This window comes from Kordia sp. (assembly GCF_965224175.1).
In the GTDB taxonomy this organism is placed as follows: Bacteria; Bacteroidota; Bacteroidia; order Flavobacteriales; family Flavobacteriaceae; genus Kordia.
Window position 1 is genome coordinate 918,056 of record NZ_OZ245041.1, and the last position, 13,547, is coordinate 931,602.

At 35.1% G+C, this 13,547-nt stretch carries 7 protein-coding genes; 1 reads left to right on the forward strand and 6 read right to left on the reverse strand.

What is annotated here, in order from left to right:
* Positions 1-365: 365 nt before the first annotated feature.
* From ACOQOS_RS04205 to ACOQOS_RS04220, 4 genes are all read right to left on the reverse strand, one after another.
* A complete protein-coding gene (locus ACOQOS_RS04205; RefSeq protein ID WP_420573715.1) occupies positions 366-1,997 on the reverse strand; it encodes a family 16 glycosylhydrolase in 1,632 nt (543 codons plus the stop codon).
* An 8-nt stretch (positions 1,998-2,005) separates the two neighbouring features.
* Positions 2,006-4,105 carry a PKD domain-containing protein gene (locus ACOQOS_RS04210; RefSeq protein WP_420573716.1) on the reverse strand — a complete coding sequence of 700 codons (2,100 nt, stop codon included), beginning with the start codon at positions 4,103-4,105 and terminating at the stop codon, positions 2,006-2,008.
* Between the two features lie 120 nt (positions 4,106-4,225).
* Positions 4,226-5,692, reverse strand: a complete 1,467-nt coding sequence (locus ACOQOS_RS04215; RefSeq protein ID WP_420573717.1) for a RagB/SusD family nutrient uptake outer membrane protein — start codon at positions 5,690-5,692, stop codon at positions 4,226-4,228.
* Between the two features lie 10 nt (positions 5,693-5,702).
* Positions 5,703-8,864, reverse strand: a complete 3,162-nt coding sequence (locus tag ACOQOS_RS04220; RefSeq protein WP_420573718.1) for a SusC/RagA family TonB-linked outer membrane protein — start codon at positions 8,862-8,864, stop codon at positions 5,703-5,705.
* Positions 8,865-9,223: 359 nt separating this feature from the next.
* Here ACOQOS_RS04220 and ACOQOS_RS04225 point away from each other — a divergent pair, with 359 nt between their 5' ends.
* The gene (locus tag ACOQOS_RS04225) at positions 9,224-9,391 is read left to right on the forward strand and encodes a hypothetical protein (RefSeq protein WP_420573719.1); all 168 of its coding nucleotides are present in this window, start codon (positions 9,224-9,226) and stop codon (positions 9,389-9,391) included.
* Between the two features lie 95 nt (positions 9,392-9,486).
* Here the strand turns inward: ACOQOS_RS04225 and ACOQOS_RS04230 are convergent, their stop codons facing one another.
* A complete protein-coding gene (locus tag ACOQOS_RS04230; RefSeq protein WP_420573720.1) occupies positions 9,487-12,285 on the reverse strand; it encodes a triple tyrosine motif-containing protein in 2,799 nt (932 codons plus the stop codon).
* A 227-nt stretch (positions 12,286-12,512) separates the two neighbouring features.
* Positions 12,513-13,529 (reverse strand): FlgO family outer membrane protein, encoded by a 1,017-nt coding sequence (locus tag ACOQOS_RS04235; protein WP_420573721.1) that lies wholly within the window; start codon positions 13,527-13,529, stop codon positions 12,513-12,515.
* Positions 13,530-13,547: the final 18 nt, after the last annotated feature.

Below are 13,547 nucleotides of genomic sequence, written 5' to 3' on the forward strand. Positions count from 1 at the left end.
CAATTTAAACCCACTGATTTTAAAGGATTCACAACAAATAAAATTTTTACATTTTTTTAAGATTTTTTTATTGAAATCCAGCTATTTAGCTAAATGTTGTGGTAATGTTGTAGTGTTTTTATAGTCAATTTTTCACTGTAAATCCTTGATGTGTACTGTTTCTTCTATTTTGAGGACGTGATGACTATTATTTACGAAATCGATGTCGTTACTTTTTTGGTGCTTTTTTAGGAGTTTTACTAGATTTTAGTCCATTTTGTTTAACCTTTTACTTGCAATGTTTGTTCTTTCCATTGTAGCGAAAAGAACAAACATATTTTTAGCAAGCATTGGTGAATATAGCTATTCAATAAAATCCTATTTTGTTATTGATATACTCTTACGTAATCAATTTCCATTGTACCTTGAGTAAATGCTGGATCAATGTCTCCTCCTAATGTTCCGCCCATGGCAACATTTAAGATTAAAAAGAAGTCTGCATTGAACGGTAATGTAGCATCATTGTTTACTGTATGAAATACAAAGTCATCTACTAAGAATGTAATTGTAGTTGGTGTCCATTCTACCGTATAATTGTGAAATTCTGTAGTAGATGTTGGTAATGCAGTTGTTGCAGAATCTCCAGCTCCAGGTGAAACTCCCGGATGATGCACTGTTGCTAACACAGTATTTTTATCTTGACCTCTTTGTTCCATGATATCAATTTCACCACAAACTGGCCATCCTACAGTATCAAAGTTTGCGCCTAACATCCATATTGCTGGCCAAGTACCTTGCGAAGCTGGCAATTTTGCTCGTACTTCTACTCTACCATTGGTAAATTCGAATAAGTTTTCAGATTTTAAACGAGCAGAAGTATAATTTCCACCTGCATCTTTTATAGCAGTTATTTTTAACATTCCGTCTTCAACAATTACGTTATTTGCATCATTGGTGTAAGATTGTAGTTCTCCATTTCCCCATCCGCCATCACCGAGGTCGTATGTCCAATTTGCTGCATTTGGCGCTCCATTTGTGTTGAAATCATCTTCCCAAACCAAATTGTTGTATTGTGTTTGGAAGCTATTTTCTGATGGTTCTGCTGATGTTATGATAAACCACCAATCGAATTCTCCGTTTCCATCAGTTGTTCTTAATACTAATTCATTAGGTACAGAACGATCAAAGATCTCGTAAGTATGTGATCCACCTGTATAATATCCTATGAATCCGTTTCCTGTTAGTGTAATTGTCTCTACTCCGCCTGGCGCGATTAATGCCCAAGCTTCTGAGAAATCATCATATGGTAAGTTTTCTACATCTGCTCCATTAATTTCACCACCAGATCCACCTAAGTCATCTATTAAGTTTACACGACCAAATACAGTCCCTGAAACATCCGTTACAGGATCATCATTGGTATTGTCTGTTACAAACGTAAATGTTCCGTCCGCATTAAAGATATATCGATCATCATACATTCCTACAGTTGCTTTTTCTTCTGGTTGCGCACCATACCATTCCGTTGGGACAACTCCGCCAACTGGTCCTAAACCAAAATGACCTTGTTGTTCTGACTTGATTCTCCATGTTCTTGAACCATCTCCAACTAGTTTTTCTAATAATTCTGCTGGAGGCGCATATGTTGCTAACACATCTACTGTTATTGTGGTAGATGTTGAGTTTCCTCCTGTACCAAAAGCAATAACCGTCACTGTATACGTATTTACTCCTAAACTTGAGAAAGTAAATGTTGCTGTTCCTGTTGGGTCAGTTTGTTGGTTAGATTCATATATAAATCTATATGTAATAGTATCATCTGCGGAAGCGCTAAAGTTCACAACTCCACTTCCATCTCCATTTGGATTGTTTGCATCTTGACCAACTATAGTTGCAGTAACCTCCAAATTGGTTGGTGTTAGTAAATCACCTACAGTTGGATCGTCATCTTGACAGCTAACCGTTAGTAATAAGATACCCAATAGTGATGTGAGTATGTTTTTAAATTTTTTCATCATTTTCTTTATTAATTTTTGATTAGCTTGTATGTCCAAAATACACCTGAACCAGCTTCAATTTCGACTGTAATGGTGTTATTATCAATGAGAGTTACATTGTATGTTATAGAACTTGGTGCATCTGCTGGATTTGAAAGTTCTCCTGCATTATTTGCTTTAGGAATTCCTAAATAAGCTCCTGTTCCGTTTAGAGTTATTGTTCCTGCGGTTTCATCATAGGCAAATGTTGCTGCGTTTGAACCATCATGTGGTGCAATTGGCGCTCCACAAGCATCTCCGCTTCCACTTTGCCATCCTTCAATCCATGTGTCTGCTCCTAGTACGTTACTGAAGGAACCATCGTTTCCAAATACATATTCATCATTATAAAAACAAGCTCTTTCTGCTACTTGCGCATCGCTGATAGAGAACCATTCTCCTGAACCTGCTGATGGTCCAACTGCTAATGATCCTGCTTCTGGTGCAATACTCCATGATCCAGCTAATGGAGACATCGGTACATCACCATCTCTGACTAATTTGAATGTCCAGAATACACCTGAACCAGCTTCAATCATGACGGTCATGTTGTTTGCATCTTCAAGAGTTACATTGTATGTTATGGAACTTGGTGCATCTGCTGGATTTGAAAGTTCTCCTGCATTGTTTGCTTTTGGCAATGCTATGTATGCTCCAATTCCATTTAATGTTACTGTACCAGCAGTTTCATTGTATGAGTATGTTGCTGCGTTTGAACCATCATGAGGTGCGATTGGCGCTCCGCAAGCGTCTCCGCTTCCACTTTGCCATCCTTCAATCCATGTGTCTGCTCCTAATACGTTGCTAAAAGAACCATCAGTTCCAAATACATAGGTATCATCATAATAACAAGCTCTTTCTGCTACTTGTGCATCACTGATAGAGAACCATTCTCCTGAACCTGGTGAAGGTCCAACTGCTAATGATCCTGCCACTGGAGACATTTTCCACGTTCCTGCAATTGTTGGCGTTGCCGTAGCTTCTTTGTAGAAATATATATTGTCAATAAATACAGTTCCTGCTGCCCAAGGAGTTCCTACGAATTTTAATTGGAAGATTTCGTTTACTGAAAGTCCTTGATCTACATATTCTGCAATTGGAATTTCGATGGTTGTCCATGCATCTGCTGTTAACGGACGTGTTACTGGTACTTCTGATGCTCCAGCTGGATTGTTGATAAGTGATACTTCTATATCAGTAACTACATCAGCTGTCCAAACATCTAAGTGAAGAAATTCCATTCCTGAAACATCTACTGTAGTTCCATCTGCTAAAGCTATTCCTTGATAGCTCAGGTTGATGTATTGTAACATTTGATCTCCATTTAAATCAAACATTGCCCAACTACTTCCTTGTGAACCTTGTCCCCAATCTGGAAAATAGTTGGTTCCTGCTACATCATTGTAAGCACTACTAAATATAGAGATTACGTCACTTTCAGCTCTTGCTGGTTGTGCAGGCGCTGAAGTAAGTGGTTGTACAATTGCAGTAACTTCAAAGTCTTCTGTGTATGTAGTTGTTTCAATAGCTCCACCCATGGCAACAACAGTAATAGTGTATGTTCCTGGATCATCGTAAATGTGTGAGATTGTTTCTCCGATATTTCCAGAAACTAATTCGCTTCCATCTCCAAAATTGATTTGGTTTGTCATCGCAAAATCAGCTGTAGCTGTAATATTTACTTGTTTTGAAATGCCCGGATCATTTTCAATGGTTACCACTAAGTTTTGCGGTGCTTGAAATGATACTACAATTGATTGCGTTAACGTTGCTATGTCACCGTTTAACGCTTTAGCTGTTAGTGTAGCTTCATAAGTTCCTTCTGCGTAAATATGTTCTACGTAGCTTCCTGGAGCTATTTCGGCAACTGCATCAGAGCCATCTCCAAAGTCAAGACTGTAGGTTGTTACTCCTTCACCTAAAGGTGTAATTTTCACTAAACCTGTATTGTCTTGTGTAATTTCTGTTAGTAAAGATAGATTTGTAGGTGCGTTTACGGTATCTACAAAATCTAGGTTGTCTTCTTCTTCGCAGCTAAAAATCATTAGTGCGACTAGACATAAACTGAATACATATTTTATTGTTTTCATCTTGTATTGTTTTCTTTTTCTCGATTATCGAGATTTAATTACTTTGAGTTCTACCTAGGTTTTTATTGTGAATTTTTCACATATTCTTCTTGGATTTTCCTCAAAGGAATTTATTTACTATTAATATCCTGCATTTTGTTGCCAACGATTTCCTGCCAATTCTATTTCGATTCTTGGAATTGGGAATAGTTCGTTTTTCCCTGATGTAAATCCTGGAATAGAGCTTGTTTCTCCGGTTCTAACTTGATCGAAGAAACGATGTCCTTCTCCAGCTAGTTCACGTCTTCTTTCTGCTAATATATTTTCTAGTGTCGCTGGAATTCTATTATTGGTGTCACCAAAAGCTCTATCACGGATAGCATCTAAAAATGTTTGCGGATTTGCAATTGGTGCTGGCGCCAATAAGTTTGCTTCTGCCGCCATTAGTAATACATCTGCATAACGAATTGCTCGGTAGTTGTTACTACGATTGATGTTTGCATCTTGCACTACATTATCATTAGCATACGGAATGTATTTTAAGTTGAAGTATCCTGTGTGTTCTGAACCTTCTGTAAAGGTAACATCTGGTCGTGCCGCCACAAAAGCATTGATATCTAATACTGTTGCTGCCAAACGCGTATCGCCTGCTTGGTATAAGTCTGATACTTCTTGTACTGGCACATTGAAACTAAATCCTGAAGCATATGGACTAAAGTTTCCTCCTTGAAAACGCGGTCCCATGAATCCTACAGCTACATTTCCTTCTACGCATTGAAAACATCCAAAACTAGCTCCTTCTTGCGCTCCTGAATATTGAATTTCGAATACAGATTCAATATTGTTTTCATTGTTATTTAGAAAGATTGTATTGAAATCTTGTACCAATTGGTATTGTCCTGAATTGATTACTTCATTGAAAGCTTGTGCTGCTTCTGTATATTTTTCTTGGTATAAGTATATTTTCCCAAGTAAAGCCCATGCAGCTCCTTTGGTTACTCTACCATTTTGGGTTTGCATCCAAGGTAAGTCTGGAATTGCGTTCATTAGGTCAATTTCTAAACGCGCATATACATCTGCTCTTGGCGTTCTGTCAATAGATTGTGTTTCATCAATGGTAATTCTTCTGTCTGTGTAAAAAGGAATATCTCCAAAGAATTTTACCAATTCGAAGTAGAAGTATGAACGTAAGAATAAGTTTTCGGCTAAGATTTGATCTTTTCCATCAAAGTTTAAGTTATCTTGAAATTCTACAATGTAATTGGCTCTACTGATTCCTGCATACATCCATTGGAATACATTACGCAGTGCGCCGTTGTCTGGCGTATGAATCATGTCGTCAATTTGTTGCCAATCTAGTACGTCTGTTGGATTTTCTCCTCCACAGAGACTGTTATCAGAAGCAATTTCTCCCAGAATATTGTTTAAATACGTTGTAGATAGTAAGTCATATACACCAATGAGCGCATCTTGATAGTTATCTGGCGTATTAAAAAAGTTTTCTGTGTTTTCTTGTCCTGGCGGCAAGATTTCTAAGTAATCATCACAAGATTGTATGCTTATAATGATTAGCAGTGTGTATGCTATTTTTGTTATCTTATTATACATAGTGATGTGTTTAGAATGATACATTAATTCCTGTTGTAAATGTTCTCGCTAAAGGATATTGTCCTAAATCAACTCCAGCACTTAATGGGCTTGAGTTTGAGACATCAGGATTGTATCCTTGATAGTTTGTAAATGTGTATAGATTGTTTACTCCAAAGTATAGTCTGAATCGATCTAAGTGAATTTTTTCTAAGACAGATTTTGGTAGTGAGTATCCTATTTGAATGTTTTGTATACGTAAATATGAACCATCTTCTACAAAGAAGTCTGAGAATAAGCGATTGTTTGATGCGTTTGTAGATGCTCTTGGTACAAAATTCGAAGTTCCTTCACCTGTCCAGCGATCTAAGTATAAGCTTGGTTTGTTACTGTATGTTAGGAAGCGTTCGTAGCTTCTTACAATATCGTTTCCGATAGAAGCGTATAGTGATGTAGAAAAATCAAATTGTTTGAAATCAATTCCTAAGTTAAGTCCCATTGTTACGCTTGGAATTGGATTTCCGATCATTGTTTGATCGTCATTACTTCCAAATTCAATTACACCATCACCATCAATATCTACATAGCGAATGTCTCCTGGCTGCGCATCTGGTTGTGCTGCGTGTGCGTCAATTTCTGCTTGATTTTGAAAGATTCCGTCAGTTTGTAATCCCCAAAATGCTCCGATTGGTAATCCTGATTGGAAACGTGATGTTGTTTGTCCTAAGCCAAATAATCCTCCGGGTAAAAATCCTGCAGCATTGTTAACTTCAATGGCTTTGTTGTCAATACTCGTAAGATTGTATCCTACTTTTATGGTAAGATCATCTGTGAAGTCGTGTGTAAAATTGATGCTTAAATCTAGTCCTTTGTTTTCTACAATTCCTGCATTGACAAATGGTGGAGAACTTCCTCCTGCACTTGTTCCTAATAGAGCAGATACTTCAGGTACTAATAATAAGTCTTCTGTGCGTTTTTTATAATAATCTACAGATATGTCAAGTTTACGATCTAATAAACTTACATCAAAACCTATGTTTGTTTGTCTTGTTGTCTCCCACTGTAGTTTTGAGTTGGATAATGCTCCAATTGCGTTACCAAATGCTAAGGTATCTCCAAATGGATAAGAAGCTTCTGCGTTGGCTCCTTGTAAGAAACCTAACCAACGGTAACTTCCAATTCTGTCATTACCAGTAATTCCCCAACTTCCTCTTAATTTTAGATTGTTGATGAGTTCTGATTTGAAGAAATCTTCTTGAGAGATTACCCAACCTCCAGAAAATGATGGAAAGTATCCAACTCTGTTATCTGGACCAAATCTTGTAGAGGCATCTCGTCTTACCATGGCAGATAATAAATACTTACCTTGATAATCATACTGAACTCTTCCAAAAGCTGAGTATAAACGATCTTCTCCGATTCCAGTTGTTGCATTTAGTGTTTGCTGAATGTCTTGTGGATCGCCGTTTGGAGTATCATCATCATCAATGATAAACGATTGTGTGTTGCTTAAATAGGCATTACTCCAAGCATCTGGACCATTTACTAAGAATCCTGTTGCAAAAAATCCATCGTATTGAAAACTCTGTAAAGAAGCTCCAACTAATCCTGAGAAATTGTGTTCTCCAAATGATTTTTTGTAGTTTATGAAGGTTTCCCATGTGTAATCAAAGAAGTTTTGCGTGTTTTCGCTTACCGTACTGTATACATCTCTATCTCCATCATCATTTCTGTCTAGTACAAATTGCCCATTGGCTACATTTACGTTGTTTTGTACTTTGTTTGGACCATAGTACTGTAAAGGATTGTATGAACGTGCAATTACATCAGCATAGTTAAAGTTGAAACGTGATGTAATGTCTAAATCTTCCATGATATCGTATACTAATTCAATTTTACCAGTAAAACGATTTGTTTTTGCTTCGTTAAACGTATTGTTTATAACCGCAAATGGATTTATGATTTCTATTCCTTGTTCTGAACCTATGTATGAGAATCCTCTTGATGGACCTGTTCCATCAGTTCCATCAAAGATTGGAGTTAACGGAGAAGCATTGGCTCCATAGTAAAGTATTGAACCTCTTCCTCCTTCTGGAATTCCTCTAGTTTTTCTGTTTGTATAAAGTAATAAAGTATTTAATTTCAACTTTTCAGAAAGGTTGATACTTAGGTTATTTTTTAGTGTCCATCTTGTAAAGTTCGATTTATCACTTGCAATAAGACCTTCTTGTGCTAAGTAGCTTCCGCTAAATCCGTAAGAGATATTTTCTGAACCGCCAGTTGCGCTTAAACTATGACTAAATAATGGTGCTGTTGAGAATAATTCGTCTTGCCAATCAGTACCTTCTCCTAGAGAAGAAATATCAGGATAAGGTAGTGCATTTCCGTCTGCAATCTCTGTTTCATTTACATATACTGCATATTCAGTAGCGTTTAGTAGATCAAGTTTATTTGATGTTTCTTGGACTGTATAATAGGCATTGTATGAAAATTTCGTTGCAGAATCTCTACGTCCTTTTTTTGTCGTAATTAAAATAACACCATTGGATGCTCGTACACCGTATATGGCAGAACTGGCATCTTTTATAACATCAATTTGTTCGATGTCGTTTGGATCTATTACACTTAAGTCATCTCCAAAGAAAACTCCATCTACAATAATAAGCGGATTATTGTCTCCATTTGAAGTAATACCACGAATACGAATACTTAATGCTGCTCCTGGTGAACCTGAAGTAGCATTTACTTGAACTCCTGAAGCAGAACCTTGTAAGGCTTCTTCAACTCGTACAGGATTACGTTCTACAATTTTGTCAGCATCAACTGTGGCATATGCTCCTGAAACTAATTCTTTTCGTTGTGAACCATATCCAATAACAACTACAGATTCTAGTGCTTCTGTATCTTGTTTTAGTATGATGCTCAATGGTTTATTGGAAGTTACAACTACTTCTTGGGTAGCATATCCAACATAAGAAAATACAATTGTGCCTCCATTGGGCACTTTTTTTAGAGTAAAGTTTCCATCAAAATCTGTAGAAACTCCATTTTGGGTATTCTTTAGTAAGACAGTAACGCCTGGAAGTGGAATGTTGGTTCCATCTTCGATGACATTACCGCTTATTTCAAATTCTTGCCCAAAACTCCATATCGAGGAAAGCATGAGTGCAAAAATGATTACATAACGGTTCATATAGTTGTTTTTAATTTATTCAGTTACAATGTATTTACTATTGTTAACGAATCCTTAAAAATCACCTATACAAAAAGCATACACGTTAATTTTTCTATAGTTTTTTTGAACATTTTTTAACAAAAACCCTGTATATATGCAATATTATCAATGAAATACTTTTTGTAAAGAAAGTATCAGTTTTTATCAAAAAAGGACTACTACAACGTTATTGTTGTGGTAATGTTGTGGTATTTTTTGAGCTTGTTGAGGTTGATGTTGATGTTTTTACAATTGGATGTATTGTTATATCATCAACGATTGCTCGATCGATTACATTTTTTCTAATTTACAGTATTATTAATTAAAACTTTTAAACCATGAAAAAATCAGTTAAAAAATTGAATTTAAACAAAACATCAATTTTAAAGTTAAATGAAACTCCTTCTATTTTAGGAGGATTTAGAGCACCTCTTGAAAGATCAGGAGTACAAGGTTGTGGAGGAGCAAAAACACAACCAGAATGTCCTACTACTATTACTGCATAGTTAGGTTTTTCAATACTAATTTTATGAGTAAGCTACAAAGCAATTTTATATTGTTTTGTAGCTTATTTTTTATAATGTATACAAGTTTTATCCAATTATAAGTTTAGGAAGTAATCGTTTAGATTGATTTCACGAGCTAGACTAATTTTTTTGCGCAATCGGTAACGCTTTATTTCTACACTTCTTACAGAAATGTTTAATAGTGGTGCAATTTCCTTAGAGGAAAGATTTAAACGCAAGTATGCGCATAAACGTAAGTCATTTGCCGTTAGTTGTGGATGCAGTTCTTTTACTTTTTTGAAGAAATCCTTGTCTGCATGATTGAAGGCTTCTTCAAAGAACTTCCAATCGTCTGCATTGTTTATGTTTTTATCAATCAAGCGAATTACTGGAGTTACGTTGTTTTTTTCTCCTTTTTGTTTGTTAAGCTCTTGTTTGATGCTGTTTAGAGTTTCATTTTTCTTAATCATATTCATCGTAGCAATGGCTAACTCACGATTTTTAGATTCTATGTCTGAGTTTAATTGTGTGTTTTTTAGTTGAATGATTTCTTTTTGTGCTTCTAATTCTTTTAGTGCTAACTCTCTTGTCTTCTTCTCCAATAGTCGCTCTCGCTGCTTTTTGTAATAACTTTTGTAGAAACTATTTAATCCTGTAAAGAGTAATACAGTTAATATTACATAGATTAATATGGCTAGGTTGGATAGATACCAAGGTCTGTTGATTGTGAATGTGTAATTTGCCGTATTTTCTGTTATTTGATTGTTGATACGCGCTTTTACTTTAAATTCATATGTTCCGTGTGATAAGTTTTCGAAAGTTGCTTTTGCCTGTGTACTCCATTCGCTCCATTCATCATACATACCTTCTAATAGATATGAATATTCGGCTACTTCATATTTATTGTATGCAGGAATGCTGTATTGAAATGCTAAAAAGTTTTCATTGGCGTTAAATTCTCCTTCTACATCGTGTGCTATGTTTTGAATTCCTCCTTTTAGCGTATGATTTGTTACACTGTTTATTTTGACTTCATAGGTTTTGGTATGCATGGCATCCAAATCAATGGTTATGTAACCGTTTGATGTTCCTAAGAGGTAATTTTTACCTGTAAGATGTGCTATGTTTTCATAGCCTTTCATTTCATTACGTAAAGATTCTGGAATGGCTATTCGCTTTACTTTAAAATTTCCGTCTAGTTTTTCTTTGGTAACGTAGTTGATGTAGTTGTTAGTAAACGCCCATAAATATCCTATGTCATCCACAACTAATTTTCCCGAAGTGTATTCATCATTTTCAAAGATAGTACTTAGGATTGCATCTTTTTGGAATGTTTCTGACGCTACATCATACTTGAATATCCCGTTTTTATTTGCTTGATAGATGTTTCCGTCAAATTGAATAAGACTGGTATTGGCGCTTTTTTGTATGGTTTCATTGTTTTTAAACGCGGTTACTTCTTGATAATTTTTATCTAGCGTAAGCTCATATACACCTTTATATTCATGATTCATCAAGATTTTAGTTGGTGTTGCCCATTCAAAATGCTTAGACGAGATATTAAATCTTTTGAGTTTATAATCAAGTTTCCAAGATTCTCCTTGTTTCGCGATTATGTACAATCCGTCATAATTTCCTTGAATTAGCGTATTTTCTTTTCCTGGAATTGTTTTGATGTCCCAAGTACCATTTACATCAGATATTTTTTGTTGTGTACCATTATTTATGAGAAAAGTTCCTGAATCGTGTCCGCAGAAAAGTTCATCATTAATCACACGCAAACACCAAACTTGTCCTTTTGTACCAAGTATAAATGAGAAGTCAGTATTATTGTTTTCTGGTTTGTAAAATAGTCCTTGATTTGTTCCTAGATATATGTTACCATCATGAATTACTGATGCATAAATAGTTCCTAAACGTCCTATTTGATCTGCAAAGTATTTGAAAGGTTGTTTTGTATTTAAACAGTTGATTCCATTATCTAAACCAATCCAAACATTACCATCAATATCTTCAAATAGAGATAAAGCCGTATTGTCTCCTAAGCCATTGGCTTGGTCTATACGATATAGTAGTTCGCCTTCTTTGGAGATGTGATAGATTCCTTTGGCAATGGTTCCTAATACGTAACTTCCATCGCTTAGTTGAATACTTGTGTAGATACTTTTTTGATTGTATTTTATTTGATATGGTAATTGTATCGCGACTAATCCGTCTTTGTCTAAGGTAAACCAACCATTGTTTCGGGTGATAATTGTTTTTTGTGCTCCTTTAGCGTACAATCCAACAATGATATTGTTTCGTAGAATTGCGTTGTCACTGATCAATTTTTTTTCTCCGTTTTCTATACTGTATAAACCTTCAGTTAGCACTTGAAAGTAAAGTTCTTCTTCAATTTTATATAGTTTTGAAATGGTGTTCGAAGCATTGATAATGTTGAACGTGTTTGACTGCGTATCGTATATGTAGATTCTATCTAACGACTGAAAAAGTACCCATTTATCTAAATGAATGATTTCCCAAAATTGTTCATCTTCTTTCATTTGAACTTTTAGTTCATCTGATAAGGAAGTATATTCAAGACTGCCTGTGGTATTGCGTTCCCAGTAACCGAAATTCATATAACAACCTGTATACACACGATTACCAATCACTTTTACAGAACGCATGATGGTTTCGTTTGGTGATTTGTAGAGTTTCCATTGCGCACCATTGTATGCTAACAATCCTTTGTTATTTGCAACATAGATATATGCATCATCAGATTGTGAAATCATCCAATTCTGATTATCGGCATTGTATATTTTTGGAGTGTAATTGATAATTGGAGGTAATTCCTGAGAAAAGGAAAGACCAAAAATCAATACAAAAAATACGTTTATTAGGGTTCGCAAAAATTATTCGGGTTTGGGTTTAATGTAAAAATAAGGTTATTTTTTGACTTATTTCCTAATTACAACAAACGAAAACACATGTATTTCTAGGAAAGTACTGTATTTTCCGATGACTTGTTTTGAAAGATTTACTTTACCAAAATTTATTGTTCATGGATTTGCAAGAGTTATTTTGTTTGGTAAATGATTTTAATTACTTCGTTAGTGTAGCTTACTTGACCTAATAATTAGTCTTTCTTGTTCTTTTGCTTTTTCTTAGGTATAATTCCTTTGATGTCTTCGTGAATATCAAATATTTTATTGACCGTTTCACGAAAGGTTTTTGGTTTTCTAGTGTTGCGAGGTTTTGATTTTTGATTTCTAGAATTTTCTATTTTTTTATCACTTATTACATAGGTTAATGACTTACATTTTTCGACTTTTATATCACCAACTATTTCTCTAGACATGATATTTCTGCCACCACGAAAAAAGTAAGGCTTCGCTGAAATATTAAACATACATGCATTTTGACCACTTTTAATTCTCAATTCTCGAAAAGCTATATTAACTGCAACGTTTGGTTTATATTGAAACACATCTATAAACATATCTCTGTTAGTTCTATTATCAAAACAATAATCACCTGTTTTTAGTCTTTCACAATCTTCATTGGTAGTTCGTGGATCATTTTCATCTTCTACAATAATAATTCGTTCTTCTTCTGGTGTTGTTACTTTTCTATTGTTGTATTCATCATTTAAGATGAATTTTAAGCTTTCGTCTAAACGTATGGTTTTTATGGCTGCTCCTATTTGTTTTCCTGTTTCTGTATCTATGATTTTGATACGAACGCGCAAATGATGCAGTGTATAATCAACAGTTCCGGTAACTATAGCATCTGCCGCTACTAATTTATTGACTTGTTTTGCTGTTGCTGGATCTATGAATCCTTCTTCATTCCATTGATGTTCTGCGCTGAGTTGTTCAATATGATCTCTATCTACGACTTCAAAGTTTTTTTCTACATTGGTAAAGTGAACGGAGAAATCTCTGCCTACATAATCTCCAATTTCTGTTTTTTCACCTTTGGTATTGTGAAAAAACCAAACTGCTACAACCAATTTATTTTTTTGATTTACTCTATTGACAGCTTGATTCGCCAAATTGATCATGTCTGTATCATACCCTGAATTTTGAGCCGTTACAATTTGTAATGTACTTGATAGAAATAACAATACAATTATATATGTAGTTTTTTTCATAATGATTCGTTAGTTTAG

Coding starts and splice junctions, on each gene's coding strand:
- ACOQOS_RS04235 (WP_420573721.1), bottom strand. CDS start 13,529: ATGAAAAAAACTACATATATAATTGTATTGTTATTTCTATCAAGTACA.
- ACOQOS_RS04210 (WP_420573716.1), bottom strand. CDS start 4,105: ATGAAAACAATAAAATATGTATTCAGTTTATGTCTAGTCGCACTAATG.
- ACOQOS_RS04205 (WP_420573715.1), bottom strand. CDS start 1,997: ATGATGAAAAAATTTAAAAACATACTCACATCACTATTGGGTATCTTA.
- ACOQOS_RS04225 (WP_420573719.1), top strand. CDS start 9,224: ATGAAAAAATCAGTTAAAAAATTGAATTTAAACAAAACATCAATTTTA.
- ACOQOS_RS04215 (WP_420573717.1), bottom strand. CDS start 5,692: ATGTATAATAAGATAACAAAAATAGCATACACACTGCTAATCATTATA.
- ACOQOS_RS04220 (WP_420573718.1), bottom strand. CDS start 8,864: ATGAACCGTTATGTAATCATTTTTGCACTCATGCTTTCCTCGATATGG.